16 protein-coding genes are annotated in these 16273 nt (G+C 56.8%); 11 read left to right on the top strand and 5 right to left on the bottom strand.

Features of this window, described 5'->3' with window-relative positions:
- The first annotated feature begins 201 nt into the window (after positions 1–201).
- The 8 genes from IPM21_09125 (at position 202) to IPM21_09090 (ending at position 6141) form a co-directional block, all read left to right on the top strand.
- Positions 202–414 carry a hypothetical protein gene (locus IPM21_09125; protein MBK9164062.1) on the top strand — a complete coding sequence of 71 codons (213 nt, stop codon included), beginning with the start codon at positions 202–204 and terminating at the stop codon, positions 412–414.
- On the top strand, positions 411–1337 hold the full coding sequence (locus IPM21_09120; protein ID MBK9164061.1) for a HEAT repeat domain-containing protein: 927 nt from the start codon (positions 411–413) through the stop codon (positions 1335–1337). Before IPM21_09125 ends, IPM21_09120 begins: the two co-directional genes overlap by 4 nt.
- A 38-nt stretch (positions 1338–1375) precedes the next feature.
- On the top strand, positions 1376–2569 hold the full coding sequence (locus IPM21_09115; protein MBK9164060.1) for an ergothioneine biosynthesis protein EgtB: 1194 nt from the start codon (positions 1376–1378) through the stop codon (positions 2567–2569).
- 30 nt (positions 2570–2599) lie between these two features.
- Positions 2600–3568: an L-histidine N(alpha)-methyltransferase gene (gene egtD, locus IPM21_09110; GenBank protein ID MBK9164059.1), complete on the top strand. Its 969-nt coding sequence runs from the start codon at positions 2600–2602 to the stop codon at positions 3566–3568.
- 1 nt (position 3569) lies between these two features.
- Positions 3570–4157 carry a hypothetical protein gene (locus IPM21_09105; protein MBK9164058.1) on the top strand — a complete coding sequence of 196 codons (588 nt, stop codon included), beginning with the start codon at positions 3570–3572 and terminating at the stop codon, positions 4155–4157.
- The gene (locus tag IPM21_09100; protein MBK9164057.1) at positions 4157–4918 is read left to right on the top strand and encodes a biotin--[acetyl-CoA-carboxylase] ligase; all 762 of its coding nucleotides are present in this window, start codon (positions 4157–4159) and stop codon (positions 4916–4918) included. The genes IPM21_09105 and IPM21_09100 overlap by 1 nt, the downstream gene beginning before the upstream one ends.
- A gap of 39 nt (positions 4919–4957) precedes the next feature.
- Positions 4958–5299 (top strand): hypothetical protein, encoded by a 342-nt coding sequence (locus tag IPM21_09095; protein MBK9164056.1) that lies wholly within the window; start codon positions 4958–4960, stop codon positions 5297–5299.
- Positions 5300–5367: 68 nt separating this feature from the next.
- Positions 5368–6141: a type III pantothenate kinase gene (locus IPM21_09090; protein MBK9164055.1), complete on the top strand. Its 774-nt coding sequence runs from the start codon at positions 5368–5370 to the stop codon at positions 6139–6141.
- Between the two features lie 10 nt (positions 6142–6151).
- Here IPM21_09090 and IPM21_09085 read toward each other — a convergent pair whose 3' ends face one another.
- Together IPM21_09085 and IPM21_09080 are read right to left on the bottom strand one after the other, a co-directional pair.
- On the bottom strand, positions 6152–7744 hold the full coding sequence (locus tag IPM21_09085) for an amidase (GenBank protein ID MBK9164054.1): 1593 nt from the start codon (positions 7742–7744) through the stop codon (positions 6152–6154).
- Positions 7745–7746: 2 nt separating this feature from the next.
- The gene (locus IPM21_09080) at positions 7747–8868 is read right to left on the bottom strand and encodes an MBL fold metallo-hydrolase (GenBank protein ID MBK9164053.1); all 1122 of its coding nucleotides are present in this window, start codon (positions 8866–8868) and stop codon (positions 7747–7749) included.
- Positions 8869–8955: 87 nt separating this feature from the next.
- Here IPM21_09080 and IPM21_09075 point away from each other — a divergent pair, with 87 nt between their 5' ends.
- On the top strand, positions 8956–10791 hold the full coding sequence (locus IPM21_09075; GenBank protein ID MBK9164052.1) for a hypothetical protein: 1836 nt from the start codon (positions 8956–8958) through the stop codon (positions 10789–10791).
- A gap of 53 nt (positions 10792–10844) precedes the next feature.
- A complete protein-coding gene (locus tag IPM21_09070) occupies positions 10845–12122 on the top strand; it encodes an insulinase family protein (protein MBK9164051.1) in 1278 nt (425 codons plus the stop codon).
- Here the strand turns inward: IPM21_09070 and IPM21_09065 are convergent.
- Positions 12119–13459: a hypothetical protein gene (locus IPM21_09065; GenBank protein ID MBK9164050.1), complete on the bottom strand. Its 1341-nt coding sequence runs from the start codon at positions 13457–13459 to the stop codon at positions 12119–12121. The genes IPM21_09070 and IPM21_09065 overlap by 4 nt on opposite strands.
- A gap of 134 nt (positions 13460–13593) precedes the next feature.
- On the opposite strand from IPM21_09065, the gene IPM21_09060 reads away from it, so the two are divergent.
- Positions 13594–14262 carry a hypothetical protein gene (locus tag IPM21_09060; GenBank protein MBK9164049.1) on the top strand — a complete coding sequence of 223 codons (669 nt, stop codon included), beginning with the start codon at positions 13594–13596 and terminating at the stop codon, positions 14260–14262.
- A gap of 56 nt (positions 14263–14318) precedes the next feature.
- Here IPM21_09060 and queC read toward each other — a convergent pair whose 3' ends face one another.
- Both queC and IPM21_09050 read right to left on the bottom strand, forming a co-directional pair.
- Positions 14319–15104: a 7-cyano-7-deazaguanine synthase QueC gene (gene queC / locus IPM21_09055; GenBank protein MBK9164048.1), complete on the bottom strand. Its 786-nt coding sequence runs from the start codon at positions 15102–15104 to the stop codon at positions 14319–14321.
- A 206-nt stretch (positions 15105–15310) separates the two neighbouring features.
- Positions 15311–16222, bottom strand: a complete 912-nt coding sequence (locus IPM21_09050) for a serine hydrolase (GenBank protein MBK9164047.1) — start codon at positions 16220–16222, stop codon at positions 15311–15313.
- Positions 16223–16273 lie beyond the last annotated feature (51 nt).

The following is a 16273-nucleotide window of genomic DNA, read 5'->3' as shown; positions in this document are numbered from 1 at the left end:
ACTTTTAACCGGCTCGAACCGCAATTGGGAAGCCTCAAATTCCGGTTGCCGCGAAAATACTTGTCATGTTATTCTATTTGCACCGTTCAAATGCGGTTTTCGACTAAGCGTTTAATGATGATATCCAACAAAGCGCAGCCGGTCACCACCTGACATTGCCGTCTTCAGGCTCGACCGTCTGCCCTCTCGGAGGAAAAAAAGATGGTCAAGCAAAGCGAAGACAAAGTTGTCTCAAAACACACCCGTTCACCCCAGCCGATCTACCAACCTGCATCAGGCCGATCTTTGCGTTCGCTCCGCGATAACAATTCATTTGAGGACGTCATTTTCGCTTTGTCCGATTCATACGAGAACAAGCGGGCACGGCAGGTCGTCGAATGGGTGCGTCAGCAGGGCGTCCGCCGTGCGGTATGAGCATTTCCCGGAGCGTTATTGAACAATATTGGCTCCGTGCGGCTCTTTGCGGCCGGCTTTTGGTTTTGACCGCTATTCTTTCTTCCGTAACTTCTACAGCTCTTTCGCAAGGGCTTTCGACTCCATTTGAACCCGACCGCATTCGGCAGACGCTAGCCACCGGCACTTCCGAACAGAAACGCAACGCGCTGTTTGAGATAAGGAACCGCCGCGACCCGGCGGCCTCGGCACTTGCCGTTCCCGCATTGAAAGACCCCGACGACATCGTCCGGGCAACCGCTGCCTCGTCGGTCGTATTTTTGCCGGTGAGCGAAGCGGCTGACGTGCTCCTTCCGTTGCTCGGTGACCGCTCGCCATTTGTAAGAAAAGAGGCTGCCTTTGCACTCGGAACCGTCGGACATTGGTCAGCTACGCCGCGGCTTGCAGGAGTGCTCCGACGAGACAGAGACCGCGAAGTCCGAACGGCCGCCGCCATCGCACTTGGGATGGTCGGCGACATCGAAGCGATCGGCCCGCTCTCAGCCATCCTCAAAAATCGGCCAAAAGAAGACGACGAAATGCTCCGCCGAGCGGCCGCGCGTTCGCTCGGGCAGGTCGCCGAACTTATCCGCACCGGCGGCACGCGAGTGACCACCCCGCAGAGTTTTCTCCCTGAGAGATTCAAGGAAACCGGCGACCCGCTTGCACTCAAGGCAAACCGCATAAATTCCGAAAGCGGCCCAACGGTCGATCTGCTCGTTAAAGTTCTTTCCGATACGCGTGAGGCCAATGATACCCGCCGCGAGGCCGCATTCGCCCTCGGCGCTTTCGGCCGCCCCGAAGCGATCCCTGCCCTCGAGCGCAGCATTGCCGCCGCCGACCCTTATCTCGCTGAAACGGCCCGCGAAGCATTGCTCAAGATCCGGGCTGCCGATAGAAACTAATTCTTTGAATACGCTGGCGCATTTGTTTTAATAATGGAATGCGTCCCGTCCCGAAACCCGCAGCGAAGGCTGACGCCCTGCCCGAGCTTTACAAGTCCGTCCGTGCTCATACCGAAGAGCTTTGCTCGCCGCTCGAGATCGAGGACTACATTCCGCAGCCGACCGTCGATGTCTCGCCGCCAAAGTGGAACATCGCACACACGACCTGGTTCTTTGAGGAGATGATCCTCAAAAAGTTCGCGTCGGGTTACGAGGTCTTTGACCCCGATTTCGGCTTTCTCTTCAACAGCTACTACAACACCATCGGCGAACGCACCGCCCGCGACAACCGCGGCGACCTCTCGCGTCCGACGGTGAAAAGGGTATTTGAGTTCCGGAAGTATGTCGACGAAAAAATGCTCGAACTCCTTGCGGCAAATGACAGTGACGAGCTTCGCGAGCTCGTCGTGCTCGGCTGCAACCACGAGCAACAGCATCAGGAGCTTTTCCTGACCGATCTGAAGTACACGTTCAGCGTCAACCCGCTCTTCCCCGCGTACCGTGAAGGCTACGCAACCGAGGAACTGTCAGAACCGCCTGCGTTAGCGGGCGGCCAGTTCGTGGATATCAAAGGGGGCATCTTCGAGATCGGCTACGACGGCGACGGCTTTTGCTTTGACAACGAACTCGCCCGCCACGAAGTGCTTCTTCGCGATTTCTCGATCGCGGATCGGCTGGTCACGAACGCCGAATTTCTCGAATTCATCAATGACGGCGGATACCGGCGGCACGAACTCTGGCACGCCGAGGGCTTGGATTGGGTGAACCGCGAGCAGGTCAACGCCCCACTCTATTGGAATAACATCGACGGCGAATGGCATTACTTCACCTTGGGCGGGCTCAGAAAACTGCCGCCCGAGGCGCCGCTTTGCCACGTCTCATTTTATGAAGCGGCGGCGTTTGCCGAGTGGAAAGGAATGCGGCTCCCGACCGAGTTTGAATGGGAGGCCGCGAATGCCAATTTCGATTGGGGCAAACGCTGGGAATGGACCAATTCGGCTTACTTGCCTTATCCCGGATTCAGAAAACCGGGCGGAGCGGTCGGCGAATACAACGGCAAATTCATGATCAACCAGATGGTCCTTCGCGGTGCTTCTGTAGCCACGCCCGAAGGCCACAGCCGGCCGAGTTACCGAAACTTTTTCCACCCGCATCTGCGCTGGCAGTTCACGGGAATCCGGCTTGCTCGCTAGTTTCACAACCGCTACGGATTATCAATTTGTATGCAGCCATCACCGACACCGGAGCTTTCGCAGTTTGCCGAGGACGTGCTTGCCGGGCTTTCGGCAACGCCGAAGCGGCTTTCGTCGCGCTACTTTTACGACGACGAAGGTTCGCGGCTTTTCATGGAGATTATGAAGCTCCCCGAGTATTACCCGACTCGGGCCGAGCTCAAGATCTTCGAGGACCAAAGCGATGACATCCTCAAAGCATTTTCCGATGGTGCTGAAGGTATCGACCTGATCGAGCTCGGTGCCGGCGACGGTGCAAAAACGGCGGTGCTTATCGAGCACTTTCTCGCGAAGGGCCTCGACTTCACCTATAGCCCGATCGACATCTCGCAGGAGGCCAATGCGGTGCTTGAGGCCCGCTTCCACGAAAAATTCCCGAGCCTCGAGATCCGCCCGCACACCGGCGATTATTTCCAGGTCCTCGATTCACTAAAGAACGGTAACGGACGCCGAAAAGTGCTGATGTTCCTCGGCTCAAACATCGGCAATTTCCTACGCGAAAAAGCCGTTAATTTTTTCCGCAGTCTTCGCGGCGTAATGAACCCGAACGACCGGCTCTTCATCGGCTTTGATATGCAGAAAGACCCGCGGGTGATCGTCGCTGCCTACGACGACCCACAGGGCGTGACGGCCGCTTTCAACCTGAATCTATTGACGCGCATCAATCGCGAGCTCGGCGGTGATTTTGACCCCGCGAAGTTCTCGCATTACGCCCAATACCGCCCGGTCGAATGCGCCGCCCGCTCGTTCCTGATCAGCCGCGAAAAGCAGACCGTCCACATCGAGGCTCTTGGCCGGTCATTCGACTTCGAACAATGGGAGCCGATCTTTATGGAGATCTCGCAAAAATACACGCACGCGATGCTCGAAGAGTTCTCATCGGAAAGCGGCTTTGCGATCGAGGCTGAGTTTTTGAATGACGAGGATTTCTATATCGATTCGCTCTGGAGGCCCATTTGATATGAGAAAGTCCGGTATCGTAGCGCTTCTCTTACTGGTTACTTTTGTTCTTTCAAGCTGTTCAGATCCGGTCGATCATTCTGAAGCCCCAATCCCGGACGATTATGAAGTCTATTCGGCATATTTGGAGCAGTCGGTAAAATTTAACGAATTCAGCCCAGTATTGTTGATATGTAGCAATACAATCTCCGACGATGCCGGGGAGGCCTTTATCGAAAAGGTGCCGAAGCGATTTCATCCAGGAGAACTAGATCACTCGCTGATCCGAGCCTTAGCAGAAACCGCGTCGAGTTCTAGCGAACTCTCAAATGATTTCAAACTCTCTTTTCGATATCAGCTCGTCTCTTCGGACCAACTCAAAGCATTAACCGACGACTTAGAACCCGGCTTTCGGCGTGAAAAGGCAGTGTCTGACGCGTTCCCAAATTCCACTTTGCCATTCTTTTTGTCGAAGATCGGCTACAGTGAAGACGGATCGAAAGCATTGTTTTTTGTTACTCGGATGGGAATAGATGGTCGATATGTTCTGATGCGGAAAGAGCTCGGAAAGTGGAACGTAGATATCGAACGCTGGTCTTATATCGTCTGATGAACATTACTCTCCTTTTATTCGACTCCATCGATTCCACCAACACCGAGGCCCTCGAAATGGCTCGCGGCGGTGCGGATGAAGGCACCTGCGTCATCGCCCGTCAGCAGACCGCCGGCCGAGGCCGCCATGGCAGAACGTGGGTCTCCGAACGCGACGCCGGGGTTGCCTTTTCGATCATCCTTCGCCCCGCATTGCCGCCCGAATCGCTTCCGCTTATTACCTTGATGGCGGGCGTCGCCGTTCACGAAACACTTACGGAACTCGGCCTCTCGCCCGATATCAAATGGGTCAACGATGTGTTGATCGATGAAAAGAAGATCTCCGGCATCCTCGCCGAGACGACGATGACGGACGCAGGGCTCGCGGTTGTTCTCGGCATCGGGATAAACATTCGCAGCTCAAACTTTCCGCCCGATCTCGCCGACCGGGCGACATCGATCGAGGATGTTCTCAAGGATCCGGAACGAGTCCCGACGCCCGAGCAATTGACGGCGATCCTGACCGGTAGTATCTCGCGGCTTTATGAAAAGCTAACGGCTGCCGGCGGCCCAGCGGCCATTCTCAGCGACTGGCGAGATCGTTCGACCTACTTCGCCGGAAAACGGGTCACGGTCCGAGCCTTCGACCAAACGCTGATCGGAACGACCGACGGGCTCGAGCCGAGCGGCGCCTTGCGCCTAAGAAAGGACGATGGCGAGATCGTCATTATTCAGGCCGGCGACGTCGAGCAGCTTCGTGCCGATCCGGCGTCTCTTTGAACTTTCCATCCGCACGGTGTAACGTTGTAGCTTGGTCTTATGAGTAACGAGTTTGAAGCAAAGCCCGAGTTCGAGTTTGACGAAGAGTTCGACGAAGAGTTTGAAGAAGCACTTGAGGCGTTCGATGAGTTTGAGCTCGTCAATGACGATGTGACGCTTCGCACGGCTGTGATGCAGAAAGAGAATATGATCGCTCTTTTGTGCATCAAGAGCGCTCCCGTCGGAGCCGCGATCTGCCGCGTCGATCCGCGTGAGGCTTTGCCGGCCGTCCAGATCTATGACGACCCAAAGGCCGCGTTGCACTGGTTCTCAAAGAGCCTCAGGACGAGCAGGGTCAATGGCTGGCAGCTTGTTTACGACGGCCTTCCGCTTCAGGGATGATCTAATTTCAACTTTACTTTCGCCAAACGGAGATCGGGATCTACTCCTGCTTTCCGTTTTTTTCGCATATGCTTCTGGCAATCGATATCGGCAATTCAGCTATTAAGTTCGGCATTTACGAACCGGGCAATACCCTCGACCGCTTTTCGGTCGCCACCTGGCGCGACTATGAACCCGAAGAGCTTTTCTTTGATCGCCTGCGTTTTGTAGCTCAAAAGTTCGTCCGAGTGGACCACGTCATCGCCGCGTCCGTCGTCCCGGAGGTAAACGCGACGCTGACCCGGGCGACCCGCGAGCTTTTCAAAGTAACTCCCGTCTTTGTCGATGAAAAGACCGACTTCGGCTTTGTCATTAAATACTCGCCGCCTTCGCACGTCGGCGCAGACCGCTTGGTTTCCGCATTCGCCGCGGTCGAGAAATACAATGCGCCCGTCATCATCTGCAGCTTCGGCACGGCGACTGTGGTCGATGCTGTGAATTCGAAGCTCGAGTTCATTGGCGGCATCATCGCTCCGGGGCTCGGGATCATGGCCGACGGCCTGCATTCAAAGACCTCGTTGCTGCCAAAAGTGACGATCGCCCGGCCCGAAACCTTGATCGGCCAAACTACCTACGACGCTATTCTTTCAGGTGTTTATAACGGCACGGTCGCTCTTGCCGAGGGGCTCATCGCTCGCGTATCGAATGCGATGATGGCGGAAGATCCGGACCATCGGCCAAAGGTCGTTGCCACAGGCGGATTTAGCCGCGTCCTTGCCGCGGACCTTCCGTCAGTAGATGCCTTTGAGGACGACATGGTGCTCGAAGGCCTTCGGTCGATCGCCGCGAAAACCCTCAAATGATCAGCACGTCTTAAGCGAACGTCGGCATAAGCTTCGGCTGCCTTCGGGCCTTTGACGCCTGTTCGAAAGCATAGGCGATGCCGATAAGCTTCGCCTCGGTGAACGCCTTCCCGAAAAACGAGATCCCGAGCGGCAGTTCCTTCGAAAAGGCTGCCGGAACCGTGATGTTCGGATATCCCGCAACCGCCGCCAGCGACGAACTCGAAATATACCCCGAACCGCAGTCGCCATTTACCGTGTCTATCATCCACGTCGGCGCGTTCGAAGGGCCGATGATCGCGTCGAGCTTATCGCGATCCATCACAAGATCGATGCCCTCAGCCTGCGTCAGACGTTTGGCCGTTTCCAATGCTTCGATATATGCCTCGTCGCTTAGCGGGCCCTTCGCCGCGGCGGATTCAAAGATGCTCTGGCCAAAATAAGGCATCTCGCGCTTCTCGTTGTCCTTATTGAACTGCATCAGATCTTTGAGCGTCTTGTGATCGCCACCTCGCTCGGTAAGATATTTTTCAAGGTCGGCCTTGAATTCATAAAGCAAAACCTCGAACTCCGCCGCTCCAAACTTGCCAAGCGAATCGAAGGTCACATCCACCATCACGGCACCGGCTTTTTTCATCACGTCGATCGACGCATTGAGCATATCGTCAACGTCCTTTCGCCGGCCGAAGTAGTTTCGGGTAACGCCGATCCGCGCGCCTTTTAGCGCACCGGCATCGAGGAACTTCGTGTAATCGATCGGCTCTATTTCCTCGCGGCCCGCCATTGCTTCATCCGCGTCGTCAAAACCGCAGATCGCCGTCAGCACTGCCGCCGCATCGGCCACGCTGCGGGTCATCGGCCCGGCCGTATCCTGCGAATGAGCGATCGGGATGATGCCGCTTCTTGAGACAAGTCCGATGGTCGGTTTAAGCCCGACAATGCCGCAGATAGACGCCGGGCAGACGATCGAGCCATCCGTCTCGGTACCGATAGCGATGGCCGCCAGATTCGCGGAAATGGCAGCCCCTGAACCCGACGACGATCCGCACGGATTGCGGTCGAGAATGTAGGGATTGCGCGTCTGCCCGCCGCGGCCGCTCCAGCCGCTGATCGAGTCGTTATCGCGGAAATTGGCCCATTCGCTCAGGTTCGTTTTACCAAGAATGACCGCACCGGCCTCGCGTAGCCTCGCGGCAATGAAGGCATCTTTCTTCGGCGTCGGTGCATTGAGAAGCGCTAGACTGCCGGCGGTCGTTTTCATCTTGTCGGCAGTGTCGATGTTGTCCTTGAGCACGACCGGTACGCCGTGGAGCGGCCCGCGGACCTTGCCGCTTTTTCGCTCGCGGTCCATTTGATCGGCGATCTGCAGAGCGTCAGGGTTAAGCTCGATCATCGAGTTGACCTGCTTATCAACGGTCGCAACGCGGCGAAGATACGCCTGCACAAGCTGCCGCGAGGTCAATTCCCCGGAACGCATCGCTTCCTGTATTCCCGTAACGGTCGCCTCCTCCAGACGAAAGCCTTGCCGAGCGGCAAATACGCTCGGAGCGCCGCCCGCGGCAATTGCCGCTCCAAATCCGGCAGTTATAGCGGTTCCCAAAAACTCACGACGATCAATGCCCATTTTTATTTGTTCTCCTCACCGGTTTCCGGCTTTGTGATCTCGATATACTCGTTAATTGCAAGTACCTTCAGCTTGTCGGTGATTCTCGCTTTTTCCGCTTCGGCGGTCAATTGACGAAGCGGCATCCCCGCCGATTCGTCCGAGAGGTCAAAGGTGCCGTAATGCATCGGCACCAGCCACTTTGCCCCGATATCGCCAAATGCCTTGACCGCGTCGGCTGGGTTCGTGTGGTTCGCCTCCATGAACCATCGCGGTTCGTAGGCTCCGATCGGCATCAGAAAATAGTCGATCCCGGGAAAGATCTCGCCCGTTTCGCGATAGTGCCGGCCGTAGCCGCTATCGCCGCCGTGATAGATCGAGGCCGAACGGCTCTTGACGACGTAGCCACCCCAAAGCCGCCGGTTGGTATCAAAAAGCCCGCGGCGCGACCAATGCCGCACCGGCACGAAATAAACCTCGACCGCCTCGTCGCCGATCTCAAACCGCTGGAACCAGCCCGCGACCGCGATCTTATTCGTCGGCTTTATCCACCCGCGAAGCATCTCCTCGCTGCCCATTCCGGCGATGAACGTCGCCTCCGGAAACTTCTCAGCGATGGCCCGAAGCGTCGTTTCATCGGTGTGGTCGCGATGGTCGTGCGAGAGAAGTACGTAGTCGACCCGCCTGATCTTTTCGAGCGGCGATGGCACATCGACCCATCGTTCGACCAGCGGCGGCGAGCCGAAGATCGGATCGACCAAGATACCGCGGCCCTCAAGCCGAATGTAGAACGAAGCGTGCCCGAGCCAAATAATGCCATCCTCTTCTCCAGCCAAAAACGCCGAAGGATCGCGGACCTCCGGGCGAAATGTGTCGCGTTCGCGCTCGGCCTCAAACTCGTTCGAGCTCAATTGCCATTTCAGAAGCTCACGCGTCTTTGGCAGAAAGACGAACTCGTCGTTCATGAACCGCCCGCGTTGATCGACTGGCGTTCCGGGCCATCCAGCCCGAACGGTCTCAAGCCCCGGAACCGAAACACGATCGGTCAGCACCGCTACATCGGAATCGCTCCAAAAGGCCGTCCCGATCAAAACGAACAATGCTAAGAGAAAAACACCACCAAGGCGGACCGTCCATTTCTTCATTACTTAAACTATACGAACCGCAGGCCCGTCGCTCCAAACGCGGGCCGCGGTGCTGAAACGCGAGCCAACTATGCGATAATCCCAAAAATGAACGGTCGGCCCGCTGATATCCTTCCCAACAAGCTGATCTCCGCACTCCGCGGATACGACCTGCTGCCCGCGATCGTCTTTTTGCCGACGCGCCGCAAATGCGACGAATCCGCTTCGGAGGTCGCCGCCGATCGCTCGCAGCGATCTGACCCAGAAAAATACGAGAAGCGGAAAGCCCTGTTCGAGGCCTTTGCCGAGATGCACCCGGAGGTCCTCAAGCACAAACACGCAAAGATCCTCGTTCAACAAGGCGTCGCCTCGCACCACGCAGGGCATATCCCAGCATGGAAGCTTCTGGTCGAAAAGATGATGTCCGGCGGATTGCTCAACGCGATCTTTGCGACATCGACCGTCGCCGCCGGCGTCGATTTTCCGGCCCGCACGGTCGTCGTCAGCAATGCCGACACCCGCGGAAATGACGGTTGGCGGCCGTTCTCGGCAAACGAACTTCAGCAGATGACCGGCCGTGCAGGCAGACGCGGAAAGGACAACGTCGGCTTCGTCGTCCTCGCCCCGGGACAATTCCAAAACCCGCGAAAGATCGCCGAGCTCTTGAAGTCGCCTCCCGACGCGCTCGAGAGCAAATTCAAGGCGACCTATACGACGCTGCTGAATCTGCTCGACGCCTTCAGCGGCTTCGGGCCGATCCGCGACATCGCCCAAAAGAGTTTCGCGTTCCAAAAGACCGGCCACCGCATCGAACGGCTCCGGCAAAAGAACGATGAGATCGAGGAAGTGCTGACAGAAAAGGCAGCGAAACTTGGCTTAAACTTTAACGACGTCCGCGGTTTTGAACGGCTGGTCAGCACGCGGGAACGGCTGCAGCATCGGCTTCCCGAAACCCGTGCGGAACTTCGGATGGAATGGCTGCGGCAAAGCGTTTTGCCCGGCCGCATCGTGACGCAGGGCCGTTCGGGCAAGCGTTACTTTATTGTCACGAGCGCATTCGGCGATTTTGTTTCAGCGATGCGGGACGACGGCTCAGGCCGGACGTTCTCGCTCGCACGGATCAACCGCGTCTTTGAGAATATCTACCGATTGAATGAGAACGCCGTCGAAAGAGCGTTCCTTGAAACGCTCGAGGGCAAGAATCCGCCGCTCGAAGAGCCAAAGCCGTCCATCGCTCGCGGAAATCTCGACTCCGCGGAGATCATCACCAAGAGCCTCGAGGATTTTACGAAAAACGAAGCGACGGCCGAGTTCCTTTGGCTTTCGGTCAAGGAAGCTGCGGAGTTCGAAGAGAACCGAAAAGACATCGAGCGGCTCGTCGGCCGCATCTGGTCGCCCTTTGAAAATCGAGCCCATGTGCTCGACCGCTTCGATTTCATCGACTTTTCGAAAGAACGCGTCACGGACGACGGCCGTTGGCTTGCCGACCTTCGCATCGACCGGCCGCTGCTGATCGGCGAGGCGATACGTGACGGCGTTTTCGATGGCACCTCGCCGGCTGCTTGTGCCGGACTTGTCGCTTCGATCGCCGCTGACGCCGACCGCAGCTTTGGCGACCTGAACCCGACGACCGAGCTTCTCGACGCCGCAAATGCCTTTTTCGATGTGCTGCACCGCGTCGGGAACGTCGAATGGGAATACGGCATCGAGCCGACCGAGGACATCAATTATTCGGCGGCCGCAGCAGCTGAATTCTGGGCACGCGGCCGGGCCTGGGACGAACTCGTCGCCCGCACAAAGGCCGAGGAAGGCGATCTTTTCCGCCTGCTTTCCCGCACCGGCGAGGCCCTGATGCAGATCGCCGAACTCCGCGAGGCCAATCCCGACGCTGCCCGAACCGCCCGCGAAGCCGCCGATGCCGTCCTCCGCGACCCGATACGCTGAATCGGTAGTCGTTTTTCCATTGCCGAAATGCTAATCTTTAGGTTTTGGCGCTAATGAAGGAACAAATCAGGGAAACGCGGCTAGCCAACGGGCTCACTGTTCTGACGGATCGGATGGCGGGTGTGCGTTCGGCAACGCTCGGTTTCTTTTTCCGCGTCGGCTCGCGAAACGAACCGACCAACCTGAACGGCATTTCGCACTTCATCGAACACGCCGTCTTTAAAGGAACCTCTCGGCGTTCGGCGATAGAGATCGCCCGCGAGCAAGACCGGCTTGGCGGCAATCTTGACGCCTTCACGACCCACGAAGAGACCGGGTTCGCGATAAAGGTCATCGACGAACAGCTTCCGGCCGCCTTCGGCCTTATCGCCGAAATGCTGACCGATCCACGCTTTGAAGAGGCCGACCTTGAGAGCGAGCAGCGCGTCATCATCGAGGAAATGAAGATGATCGACGACTCGCCCGAGGAATATCTCGGCGATATTTTCCATCGCGAATTCTTTCCCGGCCATCAGCTCGGGCTCTCCATTGCCGGCACTCCCGAGACCGTCAGGAGCTTTGGGCGAGAGGTCACGCTAAACTACCACGCGGCCGCATTCGCTCCGCAAAATCTTGTTATTGCCGCGGCCGGCAACATCGAACACGACGCGGTCGCTGAACTCGCCGAAAGGCTCGAGTTTCGCACGCCGAACGGCATTACTCCGCAGTTCACGCTGATGGCTGCCCCGGCCGTCGCTGCCCCGCTCGTCATCGAATACAAACCGGAGCTCGAGCAGGCCCACCTCATAATGGCAACGCCATTTATCGGTGCCCGCGACGAACGAAGGTATGCTGCTGAGCTTCTCGCCAATGCCATCGGCGGCGGAACATCGAGCCGGCTCTGGCAAAAGGTCCGCGAAGAACGCGGGCTCGCCTATAGTGTTGGTGCATCGGCACTGCTTTTTAGCGACTGCGGGATGTTTATGGTTTCGGCCGCGACCTCGCCGGAACAGGTGGACGAGGTCGTCGATATCGTGCTTGATGAGATGCGCTCGATCGTCCGCAACGGCGTCAGGGCCGATGAGATCCAGTTGATGAAAGATCAAACGCGTGCGTCGATCCTGCTCGGGCTTGAGGACTCAGCCGGCCGGGCCGGAACGCTCGCCAGCATGGAGCTGCTCCACGGACACCAGATCGCGGTCGAGGAAACTCTCGCAAAAGTAGAGGCGGTCACCGAGGAAGCGGTCGCGGAACTAGCAGAGGAGTTTTTCCGCTCCGAACACATCGCGTTCGGAGCCATCGGAGACCTCGACCCCACCGCCGTCACCCGCGACCGCCTTTCGGTTGCTTAACTGCCGCTCTTCGCTTTTGAAACCGTAACTTTGAATTGAATATTCTCTGCTCGCGACTTCGCCGCATTCTGGCTGACGATAACCTCGTATTCTCCGCCCTCAGCAAGGACCTCATCGAAGACCATTCCGCCCGGTGCACCGTCGGTCGAGCCATCGGGCCGGCGAACGGTGCCGACCATGATCGGGCCTTCCTCGCCGCTCCATTCACTCGTTTCTATCTTTACCGTAACCCTGTCACCAGCCGCACCGACGAACGAATACCGCTTGCGGTCGTCAAAGGATTCGAGCGTGCCGGACACAACGGCCGCCATCATCGCTCCTTCGAGGTCGATCCGCTTGACTGGAAGTATGGCATCGCGGTATTCGTTGTCCGCTCCGCTTTGAGCATCCGTCACAGCATTTTTGCCGCTTGATTCGAACTTGATCCGCTCGAAGCCCTTGAGCCCACGGACGATGATCCGCCCGTTGCTCGGGTCCTTGACGGCAACCGCAAAAGGAACACCATCGGCCAATCTCCATTCGACCCGGCCGACCGCCTTGAGCTTATCGAGCCCGAAGCTCACGACCGGCTCTTCCCATTCGCGCGTCGCATCCGCAACGTTGAGCTGATAGATCGTCGCGGCATCGAAGTAATGAACCTGAAATCCGCCGGGACCTTTGCACATCGTTGAAACATGGCCGCCTTCCTCGCCGCCTACGCTCGTGCAGCCCGCGGTCAGCTCGGTGTAGGCGCTCGCGAACTCCGGCGTTGGCTTGCCCGTTTGAGCCACTTCGGAACCATCAATGTCGATCGTGAAGATATACGCATCTGCCGAATACTTGTCGGTTCTCCAAGTCCCTTGGGCATAAACGCCGGCCATATCGTCCTTGCCGAGAATTCGCATCTCGATCCCTGCAGGGTGGTTTGTGAAGGTCACATACTCGCGGGACTCGATCTCGCTTCTGATGATCTGTTTAACCTTGCCGTAGATCTTTTCAGCATCGGCGATCCGCATTTCCGGGTGAACCCCCGCGGCCGTCCGATAGTTCTTGTCCCAGACCATTATGTACTCGACCTTTGCCGTCTCAGTGATCTTCGCATCGCGGTCTTCTTCACCGGCGAAGAGTGTCATCACGATCTCGTCGCCACGTTTTACGGCGATCAGGGCAATGCCCTCGCCGTCGCTTGACCGCTCAAGCTTCATCGGAGCAACCGCCTTGCGTACCTCGGCGACCGTCATCCCGATCTTGACCGCTCCCGCACTATTTCCCGTGATCAACGCGGACTGTGCCGCCGCCGCAAAAATACTTACCGCTATCACCAAGATCCCGAATACACCCGTTTGAACCGCTTTCATCACATCCTCCTTAATTGTCTCAATTGTCTTTAAGCCTTCCCGACCGCTCTCGCGCTCTTGCCTAACTGAACGGGGCAGCCCCGCGGGACTTGCATTCTATCGCGAAAAGAGTAGATTTCCGCTGGAGGATCGTGATGAATACCCGCAAAATATTCTTGAACACGCTGATCGCATCTGTCGCATTAAGTGCCGTTCTCGGTATCGTCGTCGTCATTGCCGGGAGCTTCGGCGAGTTTGAGCTCCGCGTGCTGATGACCACGCTGACCGTAACCGCGACGAGCATCCTTGGGCTCGCCTGCGGTGCATGTTACGAGGCGGGCCGCGGCCGCAAGCTTCCGCTTGCCGGCATCGTTCTCTCGGTCGTCTCCGCCCTCGCCCTTTTCCTCATTATCTGGAACGTGCTCGATGACAACGAGACCTATATCAAAACGACCATGACGCTTGTGATCGGTGCCATCGTCGCCTCGCACCTCTCGCTGCTCCGCCTCGCACGTCTCGACCGGCGATTCGCCTGGAGCTATCCATTCGCCGCAGCCTGCGACCTCCTGCACGCGGCGATCATTCTCTATCTGATGTGGTTCGAACCGGAAGGCGAGAGCGATCTCGTTTTCCGAACGATCGGCGTTCTATCGATACTGATCGCCGCCGTAACGGTCATAACGCCTGTCTTTCATCGCCTAAGCGCAGGCGAGACGGATATCGAAAAGATCGATGTGGAGATCAACGAACTGAAATTGAAGATAGAAGAACTCGAGAAGCGTAAAAGCGAAGCCCTCAACAAGCAGTCAGAACCGCCTGGGTAAGCGGGCGGCCAGTTCGCTAAACCGCAAGCGGATCGAAGAAAATCTAAAGACAAGTATCATGATGCTTGATAAGCGATAGGATCCTTCACACCGGCTCGTTCAAATCCCCGGAGCCGCAGAGCACATGAATCGCACTTACCGCAGGCGAGCGTTTCGTTGCGATAGCAAGACCATGTGAGATGAAGCGGAGCTCCGAGCTCGATTCCCTTTTCTACGATCTCGGCTTTTGAGAGATGAATTATCGGCGTTCGAATTTCGACGCGGGTGTCGGGCTTAGTTCCCGTGTTGATCGTTTGCTGAAACGCCTCGTAAAACTCGGGCCGGCAATCCGGATAACCGCTCGAGTCCTCAGCGACCGCACCGATGTAAATACTCGTCGCCCCCAGAACCTCAGCCCAGCTCGTCGCTATCGCCAGCATATTCGCATTCCGAAACGGCACATAGCTCGTGGGTATTTCCTTCGAGTCAAGATCGGCGTCGGTCACGGCAATGTTGGAATCCGTCAGCGATGAACCGCCGATCTTTGCGAGGTATTCGATCGATACGTCAAGAATACGATAGGCGTTATAGAATCCGGCGATCCGGTTAAATGCCAAGCGTTCGCGTTCTTCTGTTCGCTGTCCATAAGAGATATGAAGCATCGCTATATAGGAGTTCTCATTCCTTGCGATGGCAGCGGTAACACAGCTATCTAGTCCGCCGGATACAAGACAAATAGCCAAAGGCACGTTTTCGTTTGATGCTGTCGATAAATGACTGCAGATCAAATCAACGGTCGCTGTGATGCTTTCTGTTGTAAATCGTTCATTCGATCTATATGTCTCGCAATAGAAAGGACACATGCCGAAACTGTTCTCAACGTGAAACTCGTCACGCTCGGCGCCCGGAATCCAAAAGTACCAAATTCCATCATCATCGTTCGGACTGGTTACCTGTAACTGATCAACTCGGACATTTGAAAAGCGTTCCTTAACAAGTGAGATCACTTTATCGATATCACGTTCGCGCATTTGCATTCTCCAACTATACTTGCGAAGCGATTTCAAAATTACCTCGCCAATCCCTCTTGCAATATCTGCGATAATCTCCAGATCAGCTCATTGCCCATGTCATCCATTATGTATTGCACGACCGGCATGTCATCGACCGTGATCGCCATCGCGATGCGGCCGCGGCGTGTGTAAACTATGCCGACGTCCGATCGCAGGCGGTCGAGCGAGCCGGACTTCGACGCGACCGGCACCGTGTCGAGTGCGTTGCGGCCGATACCGTCCTTGTACTGCTGCCGTCTTAATATCGCGATCATCTCGGCCGATGCTTCCTTCGAGACGACCTCGCCTTTCTCCAGCATCTCGAGCAGCCTGACCATATCCCGCGGCGATGAACGCCCGATGCCGAAGAGCTTGTTGACCGGCTCGTCCCAGGCCTTTGCGTCACCTCCGCCGCCGATCTTGCGAAGCGAGAGCGTGTCGTTCAGCCCGAGCTTTGCCATAAAGTCGTTGACCGAATTGCTCGAAACCTTGTCCAGAATGACGTTCGTCGCCGTGTTGTCTGATTGGACGATCATCAGCGTCATCGCCGTCTTTACGTCTATCTTCGTTCCGTCTGTAAACTCAAAAAGAATGCCCGAACCGCCGACCTTCACCGCTTTTGTTATCTCGATCGGATCGGTCCACGCGATCTTGCCCTCGGCTACCTGCCTAAAGACTTCTGTCATGATCGGCAGCTTGATGGTGCTCGCCGTCCGCACCTGTTCATCGGCCCGCATGCCGTATTCCTTGCCCGTATCGAGGTTTTTGGCATAGATCCAGACCTTGCCCTTAAAGTCGCCGATCTCAGTCTTGATCCGCTCATCAAGCGAAGGCACCGCGGGGCTTCCCGCCGGCTGCGGCCTCGCTTGGGCCATCGCCGAAACCGCAACGAAAGCAACCACCACTGCAACCAAAATTATCTTCTTCATATGATTACCAACCAACGTTTCTCCGAAAAATTGTCAATTGAAAATTGGATC

Source organism: Acidobacteriota bacterium, from assembly GCA_016716435.1.
In the GTDB taxonomy this organism is placed as follows: Bacteria; Acidobacteriota; Blastocatellia; order Pyrinomonadales; family Pyrinomonadaceae; genus OLB17.
Note: the sequence above shows the minus strand (reverse complement) of the source record. Positions and strands in the feature narration are given on the sequence as shown.

Excerpts from the sequence above, each read along its gene's own strand:
- IPM21_09125 (MBK9164062.1), top strand. The coding sequence starts at position 202 with ATGGTCAAGCAAAGCGAAGACAAAGTTGTCTCAAAACACACCCGTTCA.
- IPM21_09120 (MBK9164061.1), top strand. The coding sequence starts at position 411 with ATGAGCATTTCCCGGAGCGTTATTGAACAATATTGGCTCCGTGCGGCT.
- IPM21_09115 (MBK9164060.1), top strand. The coding sequence starts at position 1,376 with ATGCGTCCCGTCCCGAAACCCGCAGCGAAGGCTGACGCCCTGCCCGAG.
- egtD (MBK9164059.1), top strand. The coding sequence starts at position 2,600 with ATGCAGCCATCACCGACACCGGAGCTTTCGCAGTTTGCCGAGGACGTG.
- IPM21_09105 (MBK9164058.1), top strand. The coding sequence starts at position 3,570 with ATGAGAAAGTCCGGTATCGTAGCGCTTCTCTTACTGGTTACTTTTGTT.
- IPM21_09100 (MBK9164057.1), top strand. The coding sequence starts at position 4,157 with ATGAACATTACTCTCCTTTTATTCGACTCCATCGATTCCACCAACACC.
- IPM21_09095 (MBK9164056.1), top strand. The coding sequence starts at position 4,958 with ATGAGTAACGAGTTTGAAGCAAAGCCCGAGTTCGAGTTTGACGAAGAG.
- IPM21_09090 (MBK9164055.1), top strand. The coding sequence starts at position 5,368 with ATGCTTCTGGCAATCGATATCGGCAATTCAGCTATTAAGTTCGGCATT.
- IPM21_09085 (MBK9164054.1), bottom strand. The coding sequence starts at position 7,744 with ATGGGCATTGATCGTCGTGAGTTTTTGGGAACCGCTATAACTGCCGGA.
- IPM21_09080 (MBK9164053.1), bottom strand. The coding sequence starts at position 8,868 with ATGAAGAAATGGACGGTCCGCCTTGGTGGTGTTTTTCTCTTAGCATTG.
- IPM21_09075 (MBK9164052.1), top strand. The coding sequence starts at position 8,956 with ATGAACGGTCGGCCCGCTGATATCCTTCCCAACAAGCTGATCTCCGCA.
- IPM21_09070 (MBK9164051.1), top strand. The coding sequence starts at position 10,845 with ATGAAGGAACAAATCAGGGAAACGCGGCTAGCCAACGGGCTCACTGTT.
- IPM21_09065 (MBK9164050.1), bottom strand. The coding sequence starts at position 13,459 with ATGAAAGCGGTTCAAACGGGTGTATTCGGGATCTTGGTGATAGCGGTA.
- IPM21_09060 (MBK9164049.1), top strand. The coding sequence starts at position 13,594 with ATGAATACCCGCAAAATATTCTTGAACACGCTGATCGCATCTGTCGCA.
- queC (MBK9164048.1), bottom strand. The coding sequence starts at position 15,104 with ATGTGTCCTTTCTATTGCGAGACATATAGATCGAATGAACGATTTACA.
- IPM21_09050 (MBK9164047.1), bottom strand. The coding sequence starts at position 16,222 with ATGAAGAAGATAATTTTGGTTGCAGTGGTGGTTGCTTTCGTTGCGGTT.